Here is a 22,147-nt window from a genome sequence, read left to right as displayed (position 1 = left end):
GTCAGGTGATCCGCTTGACGCTGACCGGGTCGCTGCCCGGGAAGCTTTCTTCCAGGCCTTCGTCCAGCAGGGCTTCCTGACGGCTCTCCGAGCACTCGACCTTCTCGGCCAGCTGATCGTGCTTTTCATTGTGCGCCAGCGCCCTTTCCGCCGGCTTGGCGTGGGGCGCCTCGATGTGGCGATCCTCCGGCCGCAGCTTGCCCTCGGCCGCGCAATCGGCCGTGGTGGCCGAGGTGCCGTGCGTGAAGTGGCGACCGTCTTCCTGATGATGCCTGTGACCGATCATGACCGGTTTCTCCCGTGCTTCGCCCGCAAGGGCGTCGGGAGATAAACCCCCAGGTCATGGCCGGGGTTGCTCCGCCTCCAGACAAGCGACGCGAAGCAGGCTATGCAAACCACATGCAAAAGCCGCTTACGTTGCTCGCCTGCCTTTTGCTGGGCGCCTGCGCCTCGACGCCCGCGCGCGGACCCGCGCCGGATCGCGCGCCCGCGCCCAAGCTGGCGGTCGAGACGCGCAGCTACGCGACCACGCCGCTGACCCCGACGCCGTCCGACCTGCCGACGCTCGACGCCTTCGCCGCCGCCAGCTTTGTCGCGCCGAACGGCGCGCGCTTGCCCTACCGCCTGCTGTCGCCGGCCACGACGGAGAAGCTGCCGCTGGTGGTGGTGCTGCACGGCTCTGGCGCGGTGGGCCGCGACAACAAGGCTCAGATGGGCCCGTTCGTGCGCAGCTGGGCCCGACCCGAAACGGTCAGGAGTTTCCCGGCCTTCGTCCTGGCCCCGCAGGCCCCGGCCCGCACGGCCAACTACGCCAAGGGCGCCGACCGGCTGCTGGCTTCGCGCCCCGGCGCCGGGCTGCCGGCCATCATGGCCCTGATCGACGACCTGTCGGCCCGCCTGCCGATCGACACCGACCGCATCTACCTCGTCGGCTTTTCGATGGGCGGCTCGGCGGCGATGAACGCCGCCGCCCTGGAGCCGGGCAAGTTCGCCGCCGTCGCCGCCTTCTCGGGCGTGCCGCCCGAGCGCGCCCTGGCCGGCAAGGTCGCCCCGACCCCGGTGATGATCGTCCACGGCGACAAGGACCGCGAGAACCCCTACGCCCCCGATCTGGCCTGGGCCGGGGCCCTGGCCGACGCCGGCGGCGACGTGCGCTTCGTCTCCTATTCGGGCATGGCCCACGTGGTGCCGCCCGACATGATGCACGATGACGCCTGGCGCGCCTGGCTGTTCTCGCAGAAGCGCAAGAAGGACTAGGTCCTCCAGGTCTCGGCGAAGACCCGCTGGAAGTTGCCGCCCAGCACCTTGTCGACAACACGCGCGCCATAGCCCCGCTTGCGCAGTTCCTCGGCGATGACGCCGAAGCGGTCAGCCCGGTTCAAGCCGACGACGAATGGCGGCGGCCCCTCGCCAGGCGCGGCCACGCCGGCGGCCCTGCGCTCTTCCAGGCTCTTGTTCCACTGGGCCATGCTCTCGGGCGAGGTGTCGAACGGCCACAGCAGGGCGTCGCTGCCGATGCCGACGTGATCCTCGCCGCACACCTTCAGGGCGTGGGTCAGGTGGGCGAAGTAGACCTCCAGCGAGGGCTGGGCCGGCGGCGCCGTCAGATAGGCCAGCTCGTAGATCCCCATCACGCCGCCGCGCTGCGCCAAGGCGCGCATCAGACGGTCGGACTTGTTGCGCGGATGGGCATGGACCGCGTTCGCCCCGGCATGGGTGATCAGCATCGGCTTCTTCGACGCCGCCACGGCGCCCAGGCTGGACGGCTCGTCGCTGTGGCTGACGTCGATCGTCACGCCCACAGCGTTCATGCGCTCCACCGCGCGCCGCCCCAGCTCGGTCAGCCCCGTGGACGGCGACGACATCGTGCCCGAGGCGAACGGCGTGGTTCGGTTGTAGCTCAGCCCCATGACCAGCACGCCGGCGGCGCGGAACTGGTCGATGGCGCCAAGGTCGCCCTCCAGCATCTCCGACGCCTCGAACGAGTAGATGATCCCAAGGCGCCCGCTGGCCTTGGCGCGGGCGAAGTCGGCGACCGAGGCGACCTTGAGATAGAGGTCGGGATTGAGCGCCACGGCCTTGTCGATGTCGGCGATGGACTGCGCGGTCTCGGCCCGCGTCTCCGTGCCCGGCCCGCCGATGGTCTGCTTGGCCGCCGCCAGGCCCGAGGCCCTGACCATGTCGCGCATCGCCGGGTCCAGCGGCTTTTCCGGATCGATGGGCAGCATCAGGTTGCCGTTGATGGCGACGGCTTGGCCCCGGTCGGCGGCCATCGCCGCCCCGGATGCGCTGGCCGCCAGCGCCGAGGCCGCCGTTCCCAGGAAGATGCGACGCGTGGTGCTCATGGTCCCCTCGATGCAGATATGTAGGCGCCTACATATTGGCGTCGATCTCAGGCTCGTCCAATGAAATTCGCGCCATGATCCGCTCGAACATCGACTTGCGGTCGAGGGCGTCGTCGAGCCGGTCGAGCAGCCGGACGATCTCACCGGCCTCGGCGTCGAGCTCGCGCGCCGTGGCGTTGAACGCCTCCCAGAGCGGCGCCAGACGGGCGACCATCGCCCGCCCCTCCTCGGTCAGCTCCATCAGCCTGCGCCGCCCGTCCTCGGCGGAGGCCCGTGAGACGACCAGACCGGCCTTCTCCATCGAACGGCTGGCCTCGCTGACCGAAACGTGGGTGATGCGCAGGATCGTGGCGATCTCGCCCACGCCCATTGGGCGATCGTGCTCCACCAATTGGCGCAGGACGCCGTACCAGCGCTGCTCGAACCGGATCCCCCGAGCCGCATAGACCCGGGCGCCATCGCGATCCATGCGCTCGGAGGCGCGTCGCAGCCGAGCCGCCAGGGCCTCGCCGCCGAAGCCGCGGCTGTAGTCTTCGGAATCGGACATGACGGAATCCGCTGGCGGAGGAACTGATCCTCCTTCTGGGCCATCCGCGCCCGAGCGCCTAGTGTCCGCCCTACAGCCCCGCGCGCGTCAGGGCCTCGCGCACCACGTCGGGCGCGTGGTCGATGACCCGCAGATAGGCCAGCATGGCCGCGTCGGGCCGCGCCTCGCCGTGCTCTAGCCCGCTCAGCACAGGCAAGGGAATGGCGAAGGCCCGCGAGAATTCCGCCTGGGACAGGCCGCTTCGCCAGCGCACCGCCTGCACGAGGGCGCGGGACGAACGGACCTCGCTGGGCGCGACCTTGTCGTCGATGGCGATGTCGGTGGTGGTCAGGCGCGCTGCGGCCATAGGATCGCTCCCTTCGCTGCTCTTCTCCCCGACCGCTCCTCTATACGCGTTCGATTGCACAAATTCGACGGCGCGACGTCGCCAATACGACGGTTCGGCGGCGGCTTGGCCGGACCTCAGCCCTTGGGCTTGGCCAGCAGCGCGCGCGCCTTGACCTCGACCGCCTCGACCCCCTTCAGCGGGTCGCCGGCATCGTCGAGGATGCCGGAGAAGCGCTTGAGGTCCTGGGTCGAGATCCGCTTGATGCGGCGATCACGCGCCCACTCCATGCCGATCAGCTGGCCCAGCTTGCAGGCCTTGGGCAGCAGGGTCGGCTTCTCGGCCGACCCGCCCTTGACCAGCAGCTTGGTGACGATGTCGTTCCAGTTGGGCGAACCGGGGAAACACAGCGACAGGTCCTGACAGTTGCCGGTCCAGAACCGCTTGTACCAACGGGCGTGGGTGTCGTCCTCGAAGCGCAGCGCCCGCGTGGGCTGGACCACGTTCAGGCAGTCGCCGCGCACGAACTCCTGCGCGGACGCAGAACCGGCCATCAGGCCGGCAAGCAGCAGGGCCGTCGCCCCCAAACGAAACGCCAAGTCTTCCTCCTGGAATCCTCCCCCCACGGAGGATGCTCACGGCTCGTTTAATCGCGCGCTTCGGACAGAAATGCGGCCGTCGCTTCAATGACTTCCACGAGCGTGAGTCGCTCGATGGTCACCCCTTCGGGCAGGCTTGAAAAGAGCCTCGTGGGCGCTGCTGCATCCAGCATGACGAAGACGCCCCGATCCTCGGCCCGCCGGATCAGGCGGCCGAAGGCCTGGCTGATGCGGGCCCGGGCGATCGAGTCGTCATAGCCCTTGCCGCCGAACTTGCTGCGACGCGCCTTGTGCAGGATGTCCGGACGCGGCCAGGGCACGCGGTCGAAGACCAGCAGGCGCAAGGAGCGGCCCGGCACGTCGACCCCGTCACGGATGGCGTCGGTGCCCAGCAGGCACGCGTCCTCTTCGGCCCGGAAGATGTCGACCAGGGCGCCGGCCTCCAGCGGGTCGACGTGCTGGGCGTAAAGCGGCAGGCCCTTGTCGGCCAGGGGGGCTGCGATGCGCTCGTGCACGGCTTTCAGCCGACGAATGGCGGTGAACAGGCCCAGCGCCCCGCCATTGGCCGCCAGGAACAGCTCGCGCATGGCCGCAGCGACCTGGCGCGCGTCCTCCTTGTTGACGTCGGTGACGACGAACGCCCGGGCGTTCTTCTCGTAGTCGAAGGGCGAGACAAGGCGCAGCACCTTGGGCGGCTGCGGCAGGCGGGCCGCGCCCGTGCGCATCTCGGCCAGGGCGAAGGGATCCTCCAGCGCCGGATCCACCAGGGTGGCGCTGGTCACCAGCACGCCGTGGGCGGGCGAGAGCACCGCCGCGCGCAGCGGCTCGGTCGGATCAACCCAGTGGCGGCGGCAGGCCGCATCGACGACGCGGCCGTAAAGGAAGGTGGCCTCGAACCAGTCGACGAAGTCGGGATCGTCCTCGGCGTCTTCATCGATCGCCTTCAGGATCGAGCGCCAGGCCGGCAGGGTCATGCGCGCCCGGCGGTCCAGGCCCCGCAGCGCCCCCTCGATGCGGGCGCGTTCCGAGGGTCCCAGGTGCTCGGCGTCCTCGTCGAGCACGTCCTCAAGCTGGCGGGCCAGGGCCAGCAACGGGGCCTCGACCCCGGCCAGGGCCCGGGCGGCCTCGCCGGCCCGCTCGCGCACTAGGTCGACGGCCGGGCGGGCGGCGCATTGCAGGCCCAGTTCCGGTCCGCCGCGCTCGCTGGTGCGGGCGCGCAGCTGTTCGATGACGGCGACGAGGTAGTTCTCGATCGGCCCGATCGGATTGACCTGACCGTCCGGCGGCGCGATCCGGCCCGACCACCCCTCGCCCGGCAGGGCCGCGGCCGCCTGGATCACGGCGCTCAACGCCTGGCGGGCGCTTTCCTTGTCGCCCAGAATGTCGAGCAGACGGTTCTCCAGCCCCCTGCCCCGCCGCCCGCGTCCTTCCGGACCGCGGATCCAGCGACGCAACTCGGCGGCCTCGGCGCCCGACAGGGCGGCCGAAAAGGCGCTGTCGGCGGCGTCGAACAGGTGGTGGCCCTCGTCGAACACCACCCGCTTGACCGCCGTGGTCTCGTTGTCGCCCTTCAGGCCCCGCGCCGTGCGCGCGCCGTCGAAGGCCGCCTGCGTCATGACCAGGGCGTGGTTAGCGATGACGATGTCGGCGCGCTTGGAGGCCCGAACGGCCTTCTCGATGAAGCACACCCGATAGTGCTGGCAGCCGGCGTGGATGCACTCGCCCCGGCGGTCGACCAGATTGGCGGCGCTGGCCTGGGCCGACGGAGGCACGGCGAACAAGGTCGGCAGCCAGGCCGGATAGTCGCCGCCGGTCATGTCGCCGTCGCGACTGACCCGCGCCCAGCGCGCGGCCAGGGCCAGACCCACCAGATCGCCATTGCCCAGTTGGGCGCTGTTGACCTGCTCTTGCAGGTTCAGCAGGCACAGGTAGTTCTCACGCCCCTTGCGCACCACCGCCTTGCGGGCCCGCACCTGTGGGTCAGGATAGATGGCGGCGCTCTCGCGCTCGATCTGGCGCTGCAAGGCCCGCGTATAGGTGCTGATCCACACCGACGGCCCGTTGGCCTCGGCCCAGACGCTGGCGGGCGCCAGATAGCCCAGGGTCTTGCCGACGCCCGTGCCCGCCTCGGCCAGCATCATCCGCGGCTCGCCCTCGCGCTCACGGGGCTGGAAGGCGAACGAGGCCTCGCGGGCGTAGGTGTCCTGGGCCTCGCGCACCTCGTCGAGGCCGGCGCGGGTCAGCAGCGACTTCAGGCGTTCGGAAGCGACCTCGGGATCGATCGGGCGCGACAGCGGCTCGCCCAGCGGCGCCTGGTCCTCCCACTCGACGAGGCGGCTCCAGACGTCGAGGCCGGAGCTGCGGAACTGGTTGCCGACCGGAACCGAGCGCAGCGCGCCGACCACCGCCGGGCCCCAGGCCCAGCCGGCCCGGGCCAGGGTCTCGGCCACGGCCAGGGCCTCTTCCCGCGAAGGTCGGGGCGTCAGGGCCAGCTCGCGCAGCAGGAAATCGGCGGCCTCGCGCAAGGTCTGGGCCTGGGCGGCGGGACCTCGCGGCTCCGGCAGTCCCAGCGCCATGGCTAGGCCCACCGCCGACGGCGCGCAGAAGGTCGCCGGCCGGGTGAAGGCGTAGAGCTCCAGCACGTCGAAGATGCCGGGATAGCGCAGCGGCGCGTGCAGGTTCAGGCGCTTGGCGGTCATGGCCGCGTGGGCCACCAGCACCGGACCGTGCTCGAACAGGTCGCGCGCATCCGGCGGCCGGATCTCCCTGCCCTCGCCCGAGCCGTCGGCCAGCCCGGCGCGCGGGCCGGGCTGCACCACCAGGGCGGGGGCCAGATCGAGATTCGGGGGAAGCGCGCTCACGGACGTGGATTAACACTTCGGCGCGGGGAAACGAACGGGGAACTCCCTTCCCCCATCCAAAAGCTCGTCATCCCGGCCGGAGCGAAGCGCAGAGCCGGGACCCAGGGGCCGCCGCAAAGCGTCGGCGACCGCCTGGACGTTCAATCGGTCCGCCGCGCCCGGTCCCCTGGGTCCCGGATAGCCGCTGCGCGGCTTCCGGGATGACGGTGGGAGATATCGCTACTTCCGCGCACCCGCGCTCGCCGCCCGCACCGGCTTGAACTCCGAACCGGCGTTCCAGTCGGGCCAGCCGCGCGAGTTGGCGATCGCCTTGCCGGCCTCAAAGACCAGAGCCACGTCCTGGGCCGCGCCGCGCAGGTCCCAGTCGGCGCTCCAGGCGTCGCAGGGCTGGTGGTAGCAGCGGGCGGTGTAGTCGGCGACCCAGGCGTCGCCGGCCGCGCGGCCGCCGTTCAGGAGGTCGGCGCCGCCGCCAAGGCCCATGACCAGCAGCACCGGCACCCCGCGCTTGGCCAGCGAGAAGTGGTCGGCGCGATAGAAGAGGGCCCGCTCGGGCTTGGCGTCCGGCGTCACGGTGCGGCCTTGCGCGGCCGCGGCCTTGGCCAGGCCCTGCTCCAGTTCGTTCTGGCCGGCGCCGACCAGCACGATGTCCTTGGCGGGGCCGGCCGTCTGCAGCACGTCGAGGGTGTAGTTCGCGGCCATCTTGCCCAGGGCCGCATCGCCGGCCTTCACGGCGTAGTATTCCGAGCCCAGCAGGCCCCGCTCCTCGCCCGTCCAGGCGGCGAAGACGATCGAGCGCTGCGGCGCCGGGCCCTGCTTGAACGCCCGCGCCACCTCGATCACACCGGCCACGCCGATCGCATCGTCGGCCGCGCCGGGACGGATGGTCTTGCCCTGCGCATCCGGCGCGCCCACGCCGTAAGCGTCCCAGTGGGCGGCGTACATGATGCTTTCGTCGGCGTGGGTCGTGCCCGGCAGCTTGGCGACCACGTTGTGGCTGACCATCGGCTCATGAGCCACCTTGTAGGCCGCCGAGAACGCCGCGCCCTTCAGCGCCACCGGCTTGAACGACGGATCGCGGGCAGCCTTCTTCAGGGCTTCGAAGTCGAGGCCCGAGCGCTTGAAGAGGTCGACGGCCACGTCGCGCTGGATCCAGCCTTGCAGTTGCAGCTTCTCCTTGGCCGGGTCGGGACGGACGATGTCGTAGCCCTCGCCGTTCGAGGCCTTCACCGTGCTCCAGCCGTAGCCCGCGCCGAGGGTCTCGTGGACGATCAGGGCGCCGACCGCCCCGCGCCGCACGGCCTCCTCGTACTTGTAGGTCCAGCGGGCGTAGTAGGTGGCCGCCTTGCCGCCGAACTTGCCGTAGGCGGGCTCGCCGGCCTCAGCCTCCAGGTCGGGGTCGCTGATCAGGAAGACGGCGACCTTGCCCTTGAGGTCAGCACCCTTGAAGTCGTCCCAGCCACGCTCGGGCGCGGAAACGCCATAGCCGACGAAGACCAGCGGGGCGTCCTTGATCGCGACCTTGTCGACCGGCAGCAGGGTCATGACCTGGGCCTGCTCGCCCTGGGCCAGGGTCAGGGCGCCGCCGGCGGTGGCGAAGCTCATGGCCACCGGGCCGTCGATGCGGGTGTGCACCAGCGGCACCTTCTGGGTGTAGCTGCCGACGTCGCCGGCGGGCTCCAGGCCAAGCGCCTTGAACTGGCCGGCGATGTAGTCGGTGGTCTTCTGCTCAGCCGGACCGCCGGGCGCGCGGCCCAGGAACTCGTCGGACGCCAGCACGCGGGTGATCTCCGACAGCTTGGCCGGATCGATCGGGCCGCTGTCGACCTTGGCGTCCTGCGCATGGGCCACGACGGGCAAGGCCAGGGCGGCGGTCAGCAGAAGGGCGGCGCGGCGGGACATGGCGAACTCCGAAAACTTTCGGGGGCGACCCTAGGAAGCTTGGCGGCCGAGAGCAAACTTCGCACGCTGTTCGATCTGAACTGTCGATTCCCCGCCAGAAACAGAACAGGAACATGCTATAGCCACCGCGATGGTTCCGGCCGACCTGCTTCCCCCGCGTTTTTCCGAGTGGTTCGCCGCCCGCGGCTGGGCGCCGCGCGCCCACCAGCTGGCGATGGTCGAAAAGGCCAGGGCCGGCCGCGACGCCCTGCTGATCGCCCCTACCGGCGGCGGCAAGACCCTGGCGGGCTTCCTGCCCAGCCTGATCGAGCTGGCGCAGCGAGCGCCGCGCAACACCCCGGCCGGGATCCACACCCTCTATATCTCGCCGCTCAAGGCCCTGGCCGTCGACGTCGAGCGCAATCTGATGACGCCCATCCGCGAGATGGGCCTCTCCATCGTCGCCGAGAGCCGCACCGGCGACACCGGCGAGAGCCGCAAGGCCCGCCAGCGCATCCGCCCGCCCGACATCCTGCTGACCACGCCCGAACAGCTGGCGCTGTTCTGCGCCTGGGAAGGCGCGCGGGAGTATTTCGCCGACCTGTCGTGCGTGATCATCGACGAGGCCCACGCCATGTGGCCGTCAAAGCGCGGCGACTTGCTGGCTCTGGATATCGCGCGCTTGCAGACCTTCGCGCCGCGGATGCGCCGGGTGGGGCTGTCGGCGACCGTGGACGATCCGGATCTGGTGCGGCGGTGGCTGGGGCGCTCCCCTCCCCCTTGCGGGGAGGGGGGAGGGGGTGGGGAAGCCAGCACCGAGCTTGCCGAAGCCTCCCTCCAGACCACCGAGCCGACACCCCCACCCCAACCCCTCCCCGCAAGGGGGAGGGGCTCCGGCGGCGTCGACCTCGTCCTCGGCTCCGGCGGCGCCCAGCCCGTGGTGGAGGTCCTCGTCTCCGGCGGCCGCGTGCCGTGGGCCGGGCACACCGCCCAACACGCCATGGCCGAGGTCTATGACATCATCCGCCAGTCCCGCACGGCGCTGGTGTTCGTCAACACGCGCTTCCAGGCCGAGTTCGCATTCCAGGAGCTGTGGAAGCTCAACGACGAGGGCCTGCCGATCGCCCTGCACCACGGCAGCCTGTCGGCCGAGCAGCGGCGCAAGGTCGAGGCGGCGATGGCGCGCGGGGATCTCAGGGCCGTGGTCTGCACCTCGACGCTGGACATGGGCATAGACTGGGGCGACGTCGATCTGGTCATCCAACTGGCCGCGCCCAAAGGGGCCTCCAGGATGGTCCAGCGGATCGGCCGCGCCAATCACCGGCTGGACGAGCCCAGCCGCGCCCTGTTCGTGCCCGCCAGCCGCTTCGAGATGCTGGAGTGCCGCGCCGCCGCCGACGCCATCCTGGAGAACCACCTCGACGGCGAGCCCGCCCGTGTCGGCGCCCTCGACGTGCTGGCTCAGCACGTGATGGGCTGCGCCTGCTCCGAGCCCTTCCAGCTGGTCGATCTCTATGACGAGGTCCGCACCGCCGGTCCCTATGCCGACCTGTCGTGGGAAGATTTCGAGACCGTCGTCGATTTCGTCTCGACCGGCGGCTACGCCCTGAAGACCTACGACCGTTTCCGCCGGATCGTCGAAGACGCCGACGGCTTCTGGAAGGCCCGCAACGCCCAGGTCATCCAGCGCCACCGCATGAACGTCGGCGCCATCGTCTCGCCGGCCGTGGTCAATGTCAGGATCGGCGGCGGGCGCCGTCCCATGGGCGGCCGCAAGATCGGCGAGGCCGAGGAAGGCTATTTCGAGCAGTTGACGCCGGGCGACACCTTCGTGTTCGCCGGCCAGGTCTGGCAGTTCAACAGCCTCGTGGGCGCCGACGCCTATGTCAGCCCCGCCCCGGCCAAGGACCCGAAGATGCCCAGCTGGGGCGGCTCGAAGTTCCCGCTCTCGACCTATCTGGCCGGCCGCGTGCGCAAGATGATGCATGACGAGGCCGAGTGGAGCGCCCTGCCCCGCGACGTGCAGGAGTGGATGGCCTACCAGAAGGCCCGCTCGCTGATCCCCGACGAGGACGAGATGCTGCTGGAGACCTTCCCGCGCGGGAAGCGGTTCCACATGGTCATGTACCCGTTCGAGGGCCGCCTGGCCCACACCACCCTGGCCATGCTGCTGACCCGCCGGCTCGACCGCCTGGGCGTCGGGCCGCTGGGCTTCGTCTGCAACGACTACGCCCTGAACATCTGGTCGCTGAAGCCGATGGACGAGCTGGACCTCGACGACCTGTTCGACCAGGACATGCTGGGCGACGACCTTGAGGACTGGCTGAACGAGAGCTTCCTGATGAAGCGGGCCTTCAAGGCCTGCGCCCTGGTCGGCGGGCTGATCGAGCGGCGCTATCCCGGCGAGGAGAAGTCCGGCCGCCAGGTGACCTTCTCGACCGACCTGATCTACGACGTGCTGCGCAAGCACCAGCCCGACCACCTCCTGCTGCGCTGCGCCCGCGCCGACGCGGCGACCGGCCAGCTGGACGTGGCGCGGCTGGGCGACCTGCTGGCCCGCATCAAGGGCCGCATCCGGCATGCGGCGCTGGACAAGGTTTCGCCCTTCGCCGTGCCGATCATGCTGGAGATCGGCCGCGAACGCGCGCCGGGCGACGCGGCCAGCGACATGATCCTGGCCGAGGCGGAGGAAGACCTGATCGCGGAGGCGCTTTCCTGATGGGTGTGGCTTGACGAGGTTTCAATCCAGCGACTGCGGCGGCCTGGCGGTGCTGGTGGCCCAGCGCACGGTGCTGCTGCGCGGCTCCGGCGCTCTGTGGCTGGAGGCCGAGCGCGCCCTGGTGGTCGCCGACCTGCACTTCGAGAAAGGCTCGTCCTACGCCGCGCGCTTCGGCCAGATGCTGCCGCCCTACGACACCCGCGAGACGCTGACGCGCCTGGAGGCCGAGGTCGCGGCGCTGACGCCGGCGACCCTGATCTTCTTAGGGGACAGCTTCCACGACGGCGCGGCCGAAGACCGCCTGGCGCCGGACGACGCGATGCGCCTGCGGGCGCTGTCGGTCGGCCGCGACCTGATCTGGGCGGTAGGCAACCACGACGCCGACGGTCCGCGCGCCCTGCCCGGCCAGGTGATCGACGAGCTTTCCATCGGCGGCCTGATCCTGCGCCATGAGCCCGAGGCCGGCCCGCAGCCCGGCGAAGTGGCCGGCCACCTGCACCCGGCGGCGCGGGTCTCCAGCGGCCGCGGCAGCGTGCGCAAGCGCTGCTTCGTCACCGACGGCCAGCGCCTGATCCTGCCGGCCTTCGGGGCCTATACCGGCGGCCTCAACATTCTGGACCAGGCCTTCTCCAACCTTTTCGCGACCCCGCTCCTGGCCGGCGCGCTGGGCGGCAAGCGGGTGCACGCGGTGGGGCCGAAGTCGCTGCGGCCGGACTGAGGCAAGCTAGGCCCTAGGATCGTCGAAGCGCCCGGCGGCGTTTGCCCGGAAACATCCATCCGTGAGACCCCGCCTCATGCGCCCGCTGATCCCGAGCCTTGCCGCCCTTCTGGTGCTGTCGGCCTGCGCCACCAATCCCGCGCCGCGCGACACCATCGCCAAGCTCGACAAGAGCCACCCGCGTTACGACAGCGCCAAGTGCCGCAAAGCGAGAGCAGAGGCCGAGCAGTACAACGAACACCGCATCGTCCGCGCCGTGGTCGGCGTCGGCGGCAATGTGGTCATGCCCTTCGCGGGGGCCGCGGCCGGCGGCGCGCTGACCCACCGGCTGGAAAAGAAGAAGGCCAAGCTGAACCATCAGGTGGCCAGGGCCTGCCTGGACGATCCGCTGGCGCGGAAGGCCGTGGCGACCCGCTAGAGCGCCAGCGCCTGCTCGAGCGAGAAGGCCAGCGACAGGGCCGCGCCCGTGGTCAGCAGGGTGCGCAGGCGCGGGCGCCAGGCCGGCCCTTCATGGCTGGTGACATCCCACAGCCATTGCAGCAGGAACACGAACAGGAAACCCGAAAGCTGCCAGGCGGCGCCGAACCGGTCGGCCCCCAGCATCAGGGCGACGCCCGCCAGGGGCGGCAGCAGCGACAGGCCCAGCGTCATCCAGCGCGGCCGAACGTGGTCGATCTCGAGCCCGCAGCGCACGCCGCCCAGATACGAAAGCATCGCCGTCGAATAGGCCAGAAGCGCCACCAGCGCCGGACCGCGCTGACCCTGGGGGCCGTAGCAGAACAGCCCCGAGGCGATGACGAAAGGCGCCAGGGTGCACAGGCCGAACACCCATACGGCGCGCGGAACCGGCACGCGTTCGACGTGATCCGTCATCAGCTCGTCACTCCTCCGGCAGGCCCGAAGGCCTTCCCCCGCCCCGTTCACGATCGCCAGCGTCCCGGTCGACCGTGCAAACCCTAGTCCAAGCCGGGCCGAGGATTGTTTCACCCGGCCCGATTTGCGTCGAAACGGTGACTATTACCGAGGTCGGCGGCCAGGTCCACGCTGGAAGTGGACGGCAAAACGCCCCCGGAGCTGGCTCCGGGGGCGTCGCAGGGTCGAAACGGCGGCGCGGATCAGCGCGCGAAGGCCGAAAGACGGTTCAGGGTTTCGCCGTCCAGGGCGCCGGAAACCGGCAGGTTCTGGTCGCGCTGATAGGCCTGGACGGCCATGCGCAGGGCCGGCGAGGAAACACCGTCCTTGGGGCCCTGGTAGTAGCCGAGGCTGGACAGTGCGCGCTGGGCGGTGGCCGTGCCGGCCGACGGCGCGGCGGCGGTCGCCACCTGGGTCGTACGCGGCGCGGCGGCCAGGCGCGAGCGGAAGGCCTCGGCCGAGCGCTCGGCGATGCGCTGGCTTTCCGGCGTCAACTGGCCGCGCAGGGCCGTGGCGCGGGCGCGGGCGTCAGCGTCTCCGGCGCGAGCCGCGATCAGGTACCAGCGATAGGCCTCGGCCGGGTTCTGGGAGACGCCGCGGCCGTTCTCGTACAGCTGGGCCAGGTTGAACTGGCTGTCGACCAGGCCGGTCTCGGCGGCCTTGCGGAACCAGTTGGCCGCCGTGGTCAGGTTCTTGGCGCCGCCGTCGCCGCGATAGGCGAACAGGGCGATGTTGTGCATGGCGCTGGGGTCGCCGCCCTGGGCCGAGCGTTCGTACCAGCGACGGGCTTCAGCCAGGTCCTTCTTGACCCCGCCCTCGCCCATCTCGGCCATCTTGGCGAGCAGGAACTGAGCCTTGGGCTGGCCGAGATTGGCGGCCTTGCGCAACAGGGCGATGCCGGCGCGGTCCTTGGCCTCCAGGCGGGCGACCGCCTCGGCGAACAGGGCCGAACCTTCGTCCACGGCCGCAGGCGCAGGCGTGTCGGCCTCGGCGGGCGGGATCGGGGCCTGGGCGTTCGCGGCCTGGGCGGTCGGGGCCAGCACCGCCATCGAAACCCGCGGCTGCGAGGGGGTGGTGTCGGCCTCGCGGCCCTTGATCTCGACGTCGGCGGCGCGGCCTGCAATCGCCCGGGCCACACGATCGTTGAGCGCGCCGTTTTCGCGATCGGACAGAAGGGTGATGCCGGCCGTGCCGACGCCCAGCGCCGCTGCGCCGGCCGAGACCAGCAGGGCGGTGACGAGGGTCGAGGACGCGCCGCGCTTGTCCTTCTTCTGCAACGCCTTGCCCAGGCCGGCGAACAGCGACTTGGCGGCGGCCTTGTCGGCCTTGGTCTTCGCCTTGGCCTTGGTTTCGGCGCCGGCCGCGGCGGCGCGGGCGGCGGCGCGGGCCTGTTCGATGACCTCGCGGGTCGACATGGCGCGCGGCGGCGCCATCGGCAGTTCCGGCTCGGGGTCGAAGGCGTCGGCCTCGAACGACGGCGCCTCGACCTGCGGGGTCGCGGCGAAGCCGTCGGCGGCTTCGAAGTCTTCGTCGGCGAAGCCGGGCGCTTCGGGCTCCTCGATCGGGAAATCGGCGTCGAAACCGCCCGAGGCCGACCAGCCGGTGTCGACCGTCGGCGCCGGTTGCGGGGCGGCGGGCGCCGGCGCTGCGGCGGCGGGCGCCGTGAAGCTGGGCTGCGGGAAGGCGGGCTGGTCGAACACGTCCTCGGACACGGCCTCGCCGCCGAACGAGAAGCGGTCGGTGTCGAACGGCGACGGGGCCGGCGCGGCCTGGCGGGCAGGCGCGGGCGCCGGCGTCTCGGCCAGGCGACGCTGGGCGTCGGCCAGGCGGGTGTCGATCTTCTCGCGGGCCTCGTCGAGCAGGCGCGCAGTGCGCTCCTCCGACTGGCGGATACGGTCGATCAGTTCCTGCGAGCTGCGCTCGGCGCGCTGGTTCAGGCGGTCGGTAACCCTAACCACCTGATCGCCGACGTCGTCGATGGCCAGGGCGTTGCGGCGCTCCGAGGCGCTGATGCGCTCGGCCAGCTTTTCGGTGATGCGGGCGATCTCGACGCCCAGCTTCTCCAGGGCCTGGGCCTGGACGCTGTCGGCGCGGTTCAGCTTGTGCTCGACGCTCGAGGCGATGCGGGCCACCTCGCCGCCGACCTGCTCGATGGCGTTGGCCTGGCGGGCTTCCGAAGTCTGGATGCGGCGATTGAAGGCGTCGGCCAGGCCCACGACCTCGCGGCCCATGCGCTCGATCGCCTGGGCCGAACGCGCCTCGGCGGCCTGGATGTGGGCGGTCATCTCGCCCAGCTTGCGCTCCATGCGGTCGAAGCGGCCGTCGGCCGTCTCGCGCAGCTTGGCGGCCATCTCGGCGCGAGCGGCCTCCATGCGGGCGGTAAGGCCGCCGGCCAGTTCCTCAAGGCGCTTCTGGGCGCTGCCGCCCTCGCCCTCGACGGCTGACAGGCGAGTGTCCAGCGCCTGGAACGAACCGCCCAGCTGTTGCAGCGCCTGCGCGGTGCGGGCCTCGGCGGCTTCCAGACGTTCTTGCAGGCGGGCGACGACCTCGTCGACCAGACCGGCGGCGGGCGCGGCGGCTTGCGCCGCGACCTTGGCTTCCAGGGCGGCCAGGGTTTCGCGAGTGCGGCCCTCGCCTTCGTAAAGATGGTTGGCCACGCGGCCGACGGCGCTTTCCAGCGCGCGCAGGGCTTCGGCCGAGCGCGGACCGGCGGCTTCGTTCTCGATGCGGCGCAGGCGCTCGGCGTTGCGGGTCTGCTCGGTCTTGATCTCGTCGGCCAGGCCCTCGAAGCGGGCGGCCACCGCGATCTGCTCGCGTTCGGAGTGCGACAGGCGCTGCAGCGCGCCGCGCACCGATTGGTCGATGCCGGTGATGGCTTGGGCCGAGCGCGCCTCGGCGGCTTCGATGCGCTGGGTCAGGCGGTCGAGCGCCGACGCCATGCGGCCCACCTCGTCGGCGGGATGCTCGGGCGCCTCGATGCGCGGCGGCGCCTCGGCGCGGTCGGCTTCAAGGTAAACGGATCGGCCGTTCGAACGACCAGTATCGTTAACAGGATCGGCGGGAGGCGCGTCGAAACCGGCGGAATCACCCTCGATGATCATCCGGTTCAACCACTCGCCAAGGGTCATGCCCGAACGCCGGGCCAGGTCCTTGGCGACCTCCCGTGCCTTCGGGTCGATTCCCTTTACGCTCCATGGCGCTGCAGCAGTCATGCGAATCGCTCTCCCCGCACCTGGGGACCCACGCTAGTCACCGATTCCTAGCGTGTAAACGCGACGAGAAACGCTAGATTTAGCGTTCCTGTGGACAGGTTAACAGACACAGTTACCAAGGTATGTACAGATGATTTGGTTCCCATGTGTTAATACGCATTAACCAGTTGCCAGGCCGATTGTCGCAGGCCATCTGCGCCCCATGGACATGACCTCCACCCTGATCGCGGGCGCGACAACGATCGCCCTGACCGTGCTGTTCGGCTGGCTGGGCGCGCGCCCTTCCAACCCGGCAAGGGGTCCGCGCATGGCGCCGTGGCGCCCGCTGATGATGGCGACGGCGGTGGCGACCCTGCTTCTGGCCGCTCACGCGCTCAATCTGATGGGCTTTAAGACGGGCGACCCGCGCTATTAGGCCGCGGCCTTTTCGTCAGGCCGGACATGCCGCCGGACGACAGCAGGCCGATGTCGGCGAGCAGGAAAGGGATGGCCCAGCGGCGAGGCGCGGCAATGTAGCGCGGCTGCCAGACGGGATCGTACTTATCCTTGTAGCGGCGCACGCCCTGGAAATTGTAGATGCCCTCGCCGCGCTCGTAGAGCAGACGGCCCACGCGCGACATGATCGGGGCCAGGGGCCGGTCTTCCAGGCCCGCCAGCGGGGCCATGCCGAATTCGAACGCCGTATAGCCCTGCGCCTTGCCCCACTGCAGGAGCTCGACGAACAGATAGTCCATGATGTTCTTGGGCGCTTCGTCGGAATAGCGCATCAGGTCCATCGAGAACGAGGCCTTGTGGGCCGTGGTCCACAGGGTGGCGAAGGCGACGATGCGGCCTTCGGAACGCACCAGGGCGACGGGGAACTCGGCCACGTAGCGCGGATCGAAGCCGCCCATCGAGAAGCTCTTCTCGCCGCCGGCGTGGTGGCCCAGCCAGGCGTCCGAGATCACCCGCAGTTCAGTCATCACGGTCATGGCCGAACCGGCCGGCAGCACCTCGAACGCCGCCCCGCCCTCGCCCGCCTTGCGCCAGTTGCGGCGCAGCACCTCGCGGCGGCGCCCGGCCAGGGAGAAGCCTTCCAGCGGCACGATGGCGCTCTCGCCGGTCTTCTGGATGGCCAAGCCCAGGTCGACGGTGTCGGGCAGGTCCTCAGGGCCCAGGGCGTAGAAACCCGCGCGTGCGGCATGGGCGTCGGCCAGTTCGCGGAAGCGCCAGAACAGCTCCATGCGCTCGTCGTGGCGGCCGATGGGCGGACCCAGGGCGATCCACGAGCGGCGGCGCACGCCGAACATCAGGAAGCTCTCGCCCGAAGCCGAGAACAGGAAGCGCTTGTCGCCCAGCAAAGCCAGGTTCGAAGACGGCTCGGCGGCCTGGGCCTTGGCCAGGATGGCGCGCACGCGGTCGAAGTCGGGGTCGGTGTCGTCGACGACCGGCGGGGTGGCCGGGGTGGCGATCAGCCGCCAGACGCCGATGCCCATCAGCACCACCGCCGCGGCGATCGACGAGCGGATGGCGCGGGCGGCCTCGCGGTCGCCCATGATCCGCATCCACGAGCGGTCGGCGTATTCGACGTGGTTGAACATCCACCAGCCCAGGAACGCCGCCCCGCCGATGGCCGCGGCCGCCGACAGCAGCCAGCCGGGCGTGATCTCCATCCGCGACAGGGCCGCCTTGCGAGGGAAGGCCTCATGGAACGGCAGGATGGCCAAGAAGAAGGCGGTCAGGGTCGCCGTCTCCTCCCAGTTCAGGCCCTTGAAGATCGCCAGCACCGCGCCGGCGGCCAGCATCACCAGGCTGGCCCACCAGGCCGCGTCGAGACGCGCGCGCAGGCCGAAGGCCAGCAGCACCAAAACGAGGCCGATGATCGACGAGACGAAGTGGCTGATCTCGATCAGGGCCGAGGGCGCAAACGCCAGCAGGATCGCAAAACGCGTCGGTTCCGACGGCGTCGCCCCCGAGGCCAGCAGCAGCACCCCGGCCGAGGCGGCCAGCACGGCGGCGAGCGTCGGAGCGACCGCCAGGGCGGCGGGTCTCAGTTCTGGCGCGGACATCAAGACCCCTGAACGGCGAATCCCGGACCGGGACACGTCATCGGTGCTTCTATAACGCGTCCGCGACGATCTCGTCGCGCACGGCGATGCGAACGATTGTTTGAATCGACTTGCTCCCAGCGTTCCGTGGCGTAGTCTGCCCTCCGAAGCGGGCCGCCAAGCGCCCGATACGATCCAGGGAGAGCCCGCCATGGCCGACTTCGGCGCCACCGAACTCGACACCTTCCGCGCCGAGACGCGCGCCTGGCTGGAGGCCAACTGCCCGCCGTCGATGCGCACGCCGATGACGGACGAGAAGGAGGCCCCCTGGGGCGGCGCCAAGGCGCAGTGGAAGAACCCCGACGCCAAGCTCTGGCTCGATCGCATGGCCGACAAGGGCTGGACCGCGCCGATGTGGCCCGCCCAGTACGGCGGCGGCGGCCTCTCCAAGGCCCAGAACAAGGTGCTGGAGCAGGAGCTGCGCCGCATCAAGGCCCGTCCCGCCCTGATGAGCTTCGGCGTCTGGATGCTGGGCCCCGTGCTGCTGGAATACGCCACCGAGGAGCAGAAGCAGCGCTTCCTGCCCGGGATCGTGCGCGGCGAGACCCGCTGGTGCCAGGGCTACAGCGAGCCGGGCGCCGGCTCCGACCTCGCCAGCCTCCAGACGAAATGCGAGGACAAGGGCGACCACTGGCTGATCAACGGCCAGAAGGTGTGGACCAGCTACGCCGACCAGGCCGACTGGATCTTCTGCCTGGTGCGCACCGACACCAGCAAGAAGCACGAGGGCATCTCGTTCGTGCTGTTCGACATGACCTCGCCCGGCGTCGAGGCCCGGCCGATCAAGCTGATCAGCGGCTCCTCGCCGTTCTGCGAGACCTTCTTCGACAATGTGAAGGTTCCCAAGGAGCAGCTGGTCGGCAAGGTCAACGGCGGCTGGGAGATCGCCAAGCGGCTCCTCCAATATGAGCGCCAGAACATCTCGGCCCAGGGCTTCGGCGGGGGCGCGGGCCTGGACGTGGCCGAGGCGGCCAAGACCCACGTCGGCGTCGACAGCGAAGGCCGCATCGCCGACGGCGACCTGCGCGCCCGCATCGCCGCCCACAAGATGGACGCCCACGCTTTCCTGCTGACCGTCCGCCGCGCCGAGGCGGAGTCCAAGACCGGCTCGGGCCCCAGCGCCGCCGTCTCGATCATCAAGTACGCCGCCGCCAAGATGAACCAGGAGCGCACCGAGCTTTTGGTCGAGGCGCTCGGTCTCCAAGGCCTTGGCTGGGAAGGCGAAGCCTTCGCTCCCGACGAGATCGCCGCCCTGCGCGCCATGCTGCGCGCCAAGGGCAATTCGATCGAAGGCGGCACCAGCGAGGTCAATCTGAACGTCGTCGCCAAGCGCGTGCTTGGCCTGCTGGATCACCAGTGAGACGCTCCCGCTGACGCTGGGAGGATCCGCATGATCGAGTTCTGGTACGAGTTCGCCTCCACCTACTCCTATCCCGCCGCCATGCGGGTGGAGCACCTGGCCGCCCAGGCCGGGGTGGTGGTGCATTGGCGGCCGTTCATCGTCGGCCCGCTGTTCAACGAGCAGCAGGGCCTGACCGACAGCCCGTTCAACGCCTTCCCGGTGAAGGGAGACTACATGTGGCGCGACCTGCAACGGGTCTGCGACCGCGAAGGCCTGCCGCTGCACCATCCCAGCCAGTTTCCGCGCAACAGCCTCCTGGCCGCGCGCGTGGCGATCTGCGGACTGGAGGACGGCTGGACGCCGGCCTTCAGCCGCGCCGTCTACCAGGCCAACTTCGTCGACGACCTCGACATCGGCAGCCCCGAGGTCCTGGCTCCGCTGATCGCCAGCGTCGGCGCAGGACCCGAGCACGTGCTGGCGGCCGCCGCCTCGGCGCCAGTCAAGGACCAGCTGAAAGATCACGTGCGCCAGGCCCGCGAGCGCGGGCTGTTCGGCGCCCCTTCCTTCGTCACCGCCGACGGCGAGCTCTTCTGGGGCAACGACCGTCTCGAACAGGCCCTCGACTGGGCCGTCCGCCATCAAGACATGGAGAGCGCCTGACATGGCCGTCCTGACCGAAGAACAGACGATGCTGCGCGACGCCGCCAAGGCCTGGTCGCAGGAAAGCGCCCCGGTCTCGGCCCTGCGCAAGCTGCGCAACGAGGGCTCGAAGGCGACCTTCGACCCCGCCGCCTGGAGCGAGATGGGCCAGATGGGCTGGGCGGGCGTGGTCGTGCCCGAGGCCTATGAAGGCTCGGGCTTCGGCTATCTGGGCCTGGGGCTGATCCTGGAAGAGACCGGCAAGACCCTGGCCGCCTCTCCCCTCCTCTCCACGGCCCTGATCGCCGCATCTGCGCTGGAACTGGGCGGTTCCGACGCCCAGAAGGCCGCCTGGCTGCCCAGGATCGCCACCGGCGAAGCGGTCGCCACCCTGGCGGTCGACGAGCACGCCCACCACAATCCGACGCGGATCGGCCTCACCGCCACCAAGAGCGGCGACGGCTGGGCGCTGAACGGGACCAAGACCTTCGTGCTGGACGGCGAGGCCGCCGACCTGCTGATCGTCGCCGCCCGCACCTCGGGCCAGAGCGGCGACACTGACGGGATCACCCTGCTGCTCGTGCCCGGCGACGCCCCCGGCGTCGTCCGCACCCACCTGTCGCTGGCCGACAGCCGCGGCGCCGCCCAGATCGCCTTCGACGGCGTCGAGGTCGGCGCCGAGGCGGTGCTGGGCGAGGCCGGCAAGGGCTGGGCCATCCTCGAGCCCGTGCTCGATCGCGCCTATGCGGGCCTGGCGGCCGAGATGCTGGGCACGGCCAGCGCCGCCTTCGAGATCACGCTCGACTACCTGAAGACCCGCACCCAGTTCGGCCAGGTGATCGGCACGTTCCAGGCTCTCCAGCACCGCGCCGCCAAGTGGTTCACGGATCTGGAGACCACCCGCTCGTGCGTCGAGGCCGCCCTGGAGGCCCTGGACGCCGGCGCCGACGCCCGCGCCCTGGCCTCCCTCGCCAAGGCCAAGGCCAGCGAGGTGCTGCACCTGGCCTCCAACGAGATGGTCCAGATGCACGGCGGCATCGGCATGACCGACGAGCACGACTCCGGCCTCTACATGAAGCGCGCCCGCGTGGCCGAGGCCCTGTTCGGCGGGGCCACGTTCCACCGCGACCGCTACGCGCGGCTGATGGGGTTCTAGCCAGCGGGGCGGAGCTCCACCCTGGGAACCGCCCTCCCCGCGACCGGTTCTCCTGCCCTCATCCCTGAAGGCAGGAGAACGCCATGAGCACCGATCCCCACGACAAGGCCGATGTGGAAAAGCGCCTCTGGAAAGAGGTCGAAGACGCCCGCTTCGGCATGCTGGGCCTGGTCCAGTCCCACCAGCACTACCAGCCGATGACCGCCTTCGCCGAGCCCGAGACCGGCCAGATCTGGTTCTTCACCCGCGATGACACCGACCTGGCCCAGGCCGTAGCGGCCAACGGGGGCGACGCCATGTTCGTGGTCCAGGCCAAGGACGGCGACTTCCAGGCCTGCATCGGCGGCCGCCTGAGCCGCGACCACGACACCGCCCGCATCCAGCGCTGGTGGTCGCCGATCGTCGCGGCATGGTACCCGGACGGCAAGGACGACCCGCACCTGACCTTATTGCGCCTGGACGCCCGCGACGCCGAACTGTGGATCTCCAAGGGCGGCGCGATCCGCTTCGCCTGGGAAATCGCCAAGGCCAACCTTACCGACAGCAAGCCCGACCTCGGCGATCGGGCCCATATCGGCATCGCCTGAGTCCGTTCACGGACTTAACGGCCGACAAGGGCCGCACCGTCGGCGGTGCGGCCTTTTCCTTGCGCCGCGCACAGACGGTCCGTTGATTTCTCTGTAGTTTCAGGCCCTATCAACACTCTTTGTCGGGAACCCGACATAGCAGAGATAGTCTGAGCTATTGCAGCCCATATGGCCACAATATAGCCCCATCTCGATTTAGGCCCGACAGCGCCTGCATTGC

The 22,147-nt window shown here is 70.3% G+C and carries 19 protein-coding genes and 1 pseudogene; 9 read left to right on the top strand and 11 right to left on the bottom strand.

The genetic code is table 11. From position 1 onward, the window contains the following. Nucleotide 1: 1 nt before the first annotated feature. On the bottom strand, nt 2-286 hold the full coding sequence (locus P7A99_RS17990; protein WP_277795137.1) for a hypothetical protein: 285 nt from the start codon (nt 284-286) through the stop codon (nt 2-4). 113 nt (nt 287-399) lie between these two features. On the opposite strand from P7A99_RS17990, the gene P7A99_RS17985 reads away from it, so the two are divergent. After that, complete coding sequence (locus P7A99_RS17985) at nt 400-1,257, top strand: dienelactone hydrolase family protein (protein WP_277795136.1); 858 nt, start codon at nt 400-402, stop codon at nt 1,255-1,257. Here P7A99_RS17985 and P7A99_RS17980 read toward each other — a convergent pair. From P7A99_RS17980 to P7A99_RS17955, 7 genes and pseudogenes are all read right to left on the bottom strand, one after another. Next, on the bottom strand, nt 1,254-2,345 hold the full coding sequence (locus tag P7A99_RS17980) for a dipeptidase (protein ID WP_277795135.1): 1,092 nt from the start codon (nt 2,343-2,345) through the stop codon (nt 1,254-1,256). The two genes, P7A99_RS17985 and P7A99_RS17980, sit on opposite strands and share 4 nt — an antisense overlap. A 28-nt stretch (nt 2,346-2,373) precedes the next feature. Next, nucleotides 2,374-2,892: a MarR family winged helix-turn-helix transcriptional regulator gene (locus tag P7A99_RS17975; RefSeq protein ID WP_277795134.1), complete on the bottom strand. Its 519-nt coding sequence runs from the start codon at nt 2,890-2,892 to the stop codon at nt 2,374-2,376. A 70-nt stretch (nt 2,893-2,962) separates the two neighbouring features. Next, nucleotides 2,963-3,238 (bottom strand): helix-turn-helix domain-containing protein, encoded by a 276-nt coding sequence (locus tag P7A99_RS17970; protein WP_277795133.1) that lies wholly within the window; start codon nt 3,236-3,238, stop codon nt 2,963-2,965. A 116-nt stretch (nt 3,239-3,354) separates the two neighbouring features. Next, nucleotides 3,355-3,816: a hypothetical protein gene (locus P7A99_RS17965; protein WP_277795132.1), complete on the bottom strand. Its 462-nt coding sequence runs from the start codon at nt 3,814-3,816 to the stop codon at nt 3,355-3,357. Between the two features lie 47 nt (nt 3,817-3,863). Further along, nucleotides 3,864-6,677: an ATP-dependent DNA helicase gene (locus P7A99_RS17960; protein WP_277795131.1), complete on the bottom strand. Its 2,814-nt coding sequence runs from the start codon at nt 6,675-6,677 to the stop codon at nt 3,864-3,866. 9 nt (nt 6,678-6,686) lie between these two features. Next, nucleotides 6,687-6,910 (bottom strand): annotated as a pseudogene (locus tag P7A99_RS25250) (hypothetical protein). Further along, nucleotides 6,897-8,576 (bottom strand): M20/M25/M40 family metallo-hydrolase, encoded by a 1,680-nt coding sequence (locus tag P7A99_RS17955; RefSeq protein WP_277795130.1) that lies wholly within the window; start codon nt 8,574-8,576, stop codon nt 6,897-6,899. The pseudogene P7A99_RS25250 and the gene P7A99_RS17955 overlap by 14 nt, the downstream one beginning before the upstream one ends. Nucleotides 8,577-8,706: 130 nt before the next feature. On the opposite strand from P7A99_RS17955, the gene P7A99_RS17950 reads away from it, so the two are divergent. From P7A99_RS17950 to P7A99_RS17940, 3 genes are all read left to right on the top strand, one after another. Further along, nucleotides 8,707-11,274 (top strand): ligase-associated DNA damage response DEXH box helicase, encoded by a 2,568-nt coding sequence (locus P7A99_RS17950; protein ID WP_277795129.1) that lies wholly within the window; start codon nt 8,707-8,709, stop codon nt 11,272-11,274. Between the two features lie 10 nt (nt 11,275-11,284). After that, on the top strand, nt 11,285-11,992 hold the full coding sequence (gene pdeM, locus P7A99_RS17945; RefSeq protein WP_277795128.1) for a ligase-associated DNA damage response endonuclease PdeM: 708 nt from the start codon (nt 11,285-11,287) through the stop codon (nt 11,990-11,992). Nucleotides 11,993-12,068: 76 nt separating this feature from the next. After that, entirely contained in the window at nt 12,069-12,410 is a 342-nt protein-coding gene (locus P7A99_RS17940; RefSeq protein ID WP_277795127.1) for a hypothetical protein, read from the top strand. Here P7A99_RS17940 and P7A99_RS17935 read toward each other — a convergent pair. After that, nucleotides 12,407-12,865, bottom strand: a complete 459-nt coding sequence (locus P7A99_RS17935; RefSeq protein ID WP_277795126.1) for a DUF3429 domain-containing protein — start codon at nt 12,863-12,865, stop codon at nt 12,407-12,409. The genes P7A99_RS17940 and P7A99_RS17935 overlap by 4 nt on opposite strands. Before the next feature lie 242 nt (nt 12,866-13,107). Continuing rightward, a complete protein-coding gene (locus P7A99_RS17930; protein ID WP_277795125.1) occupies nt 13,108-16,116 on the bottom strand; it encodes an SEL1-like repeat protein in 3,009 nt (1,002 codons plus the stop codon). Between the two features lie 202 nt (nt 16,117-16,318). On the opposite strand from P7A99_RS17930, the gene P7A99_RS17925 reads away from it, so the two are divergent. Further along, nucleotides 16,319-16,531 (top strand): hypothetical protein, encoded by a 213-nt coding sequence (locus P7A99_RS17925; RefSeq protein ID WP_277795124.1) that lies wholly within the window; start codon nt 16,319-16,321, stop codon nt 16,529-16,531. Here P7A99_RS17925 and P7A99_RS17920 read toward each other — a convergent pair. Beyond that, the gene (locus P7A99_RS17920; RefSeq protein ID WP_277795123.1) at nt 16,506-18,164 is read right to left on the bottom strand and encodes a bifunctional lysylphosphatidylglycerol flippase/synthetase MprF; all 1,659 of its coding nucleotides are present in this window, start codon (nt 18,162-18,164) and stop codon (nt 16,506-16,508) included. The two genes, P7A99_RS17925 and P7A99_RS17920, sit on opposite strands and share 26 nt — an antisense overlap. A gap of 190 nt (nt 18,165-18,354) precedes the next feature. Here P7A99_RS17920 and P7A99_RS17915 point away from each other — a divergent pair, with 190 nt between their 5' ends. The 4 genes from P7A99_RS17915 (at nt 18,355) to P7A99_RS17900 (ending at nt 21,927) form a co-directional block, all read left to right on the top strand. Continuing rightward, nucleotides 18,355-19,563: an acyl-CoA dehydrogenase family protein gene (locus P7A99_RS17915; protein ID WP_277795122.1), complete on the top strand. Its 1,209-nt coding sequence runs from the start codon at nt 18,355-18,357 to the stop codon at nt 19,561-19,563. A gap of 30 nt (nt 19,564-19,593) precedes the next feature. Next, nucleotides 19,594-20,205, top strand: coding sequence for a 2-hydroxychromene-2-carboxylate isomerase (locus tag P7A99_RS17910; RefSeq protein ID WP_277795121.1), 612 nt, complete (start codon nt 19,594-19,596; stop codon nt 20,203-20,205). A gap of 1 nt (nt 20,206) precedes the next feature. Continuing rightward, complete coding sequence (locus P7A99_RS17905; RefSeq protein ID WP_277795120.1) at nt 20,207-21,340, top strand: acyl-CoA dehydrogenase family protein; 1,134 nt, start codon at nt 20,207-20,209, stop codon at nt 21,338-21,340. An 83-nt stretch (nt 21,341-21,423) separates the two neighbouring features. Next, nucleotides 21,424-21,927, top strand: a complete 504-nt coding sequence (locus tag P7A99_RS17900; RefSeq protein WP_277795119.1) for a pyridoxamine 5'-phosphate oxidase family protein — start codon at nt 21,424-21,426, stop codon at nt 21,925-21,927. Nucleotides 21,928-22,147 lie beyond the last annotated feature (220 nt).

This window comes from Caulobacter endophyticus, from assembly GCF_029543245.1.
Taxonomy (GTDB): Bacteria; Pseudomonadota; Alphaproteobacteria; order Caulobacterales; family Caulobacteraceae; genus Caulobacter; species Caulobacter endophyticus_A.
The sequence above is the reverse complement of the archived record's forward strand: the minus strand, read 5'-3'. Positions and strand labels throughout refer to the sequence as shown.

What these genes read in the sequence shown, in the direction of transcription:
- P7A99_RS17990 (WP_277795137.1), bottom strand. Translation starts at nt 286, where the DNA reads ATGATCGGTCACAGGCATCATCAGGAAGACGGTCGCCACTTCACGCAC.
- P7A99_RS17985 (WP_277795136.1), top strand. Translation starts at nt 400, where the DNA reads ATGCAAAAGCCGCTTACGTTGCTCGCCTGCCTTTTGCTGGGCGCCTGC.
- P7A99_RS17980 (WP_277795135.1), bottom strand. Translation starts at nt 2,345, where the DNA reads ATGAGCACCACGCGTCGCATCTTCCTGGGAACGGCGGCCTCGGCGCTG.
- P7A99_RS17975 (WP_277795134.1), bottom strand. Translation starts at nt 2,892, where the DNA reads ATGTCCGATTCCGAAGACTACAGCCGCGGCTTCGGCGGCGAGGCCCTG.
- P7A99_RS17970 (WP_277795133.1), bottom strand. Translation starts at nt 3,238, where the DNA reads ATGGCCGCAGCGCGCCTGACCACCACCGACATCGCCATCGACGACAAG.
- P7A99_RS17955 (WP_277795130.1), bottom strand. Translation starts at nt 8,576, where the DNA reads ATGTCCCGCCGCGCCGCCCTTCTGCTGACCGCCGCCCTGGCCTTGCCC.
- P7A99_RS17950 (WP_277795129.1), top strand. Translation starts at nt 8,707, where the DNA reads ATGGTTCCGGCCGACCTGCTTCCCCCGCGTTTTTCCGAGTGGTTCGCC.
- P7A99_RS17940 (WP_277795127.1), top strand. Translation starts at nt 12,069, where the DNA reads ATGCGCCCGCTGATCCCGAGCCTTGCCGCCCTTCTGGTGCTGTCGGCC.
- P7A99_RS17935 (WP_277795126.1), bottom strand. Translation starts at nt 12,865, where the DNA reads ATGACGGATCACGTCGAACGCGTGCCGGTTCCGCGCGCCGTATGGGTG.
- P7A99_RS17930 (WP_277795125.1), bottom strand. Translation starts at nt 16,116, where the DNA reads ATGACTGCTGCAGCGCCATGGAGCGTAAAGGGAATCGACCCGAAGGCA.
- P7A99_RS17925 (WP_277795124.1), top strand. Translation starts at nt 16,319, where the DNA reads ATGGACATGACCTCCACCCTGATCGCGGGCGCGACAACGATCGCCCTG.
- P7A99_RS17920 (WP_277795123.1), bottom strand. Translation starts at nt 18,164, where the DNA reads ATGTCCGCGCCAGAACTGAGACCCGCCGCCCTGGCGGTCGCTCCGACG.
- P7A99_RS17915 (WP_277795122.1), top strand. Translation starts at nt 18,355, where the DNA reads ATGGCCGACTTCGGCGCCACCGAACTCGACACCTTCCGCGCCGAGACG.
- P7A99_RS17910 (WP_277795121.1), top strand. Translation starts at nt 19,594, where the DNA reads ATGATCGAGTTCTGGTACGAGTTCGCCTCCACCTACTCCTATCCCGCC.
- P7A99_RS17905 (WP_277795120.1), top strand. Translation starts at nt 20,207, where the DNA reads ATGGCCGTCCTGACCGAAGAACAGACGATGCTGCGCGACGCCGCCAAG.
- P7A99_RS17900 (WP_277795119.1), top strand. Translation starts at nt 21,424, where the DNA reads ATGAGCACCGATCCCCACGACAAGGCCGATGTGGAAAAGCGCCTCTGG.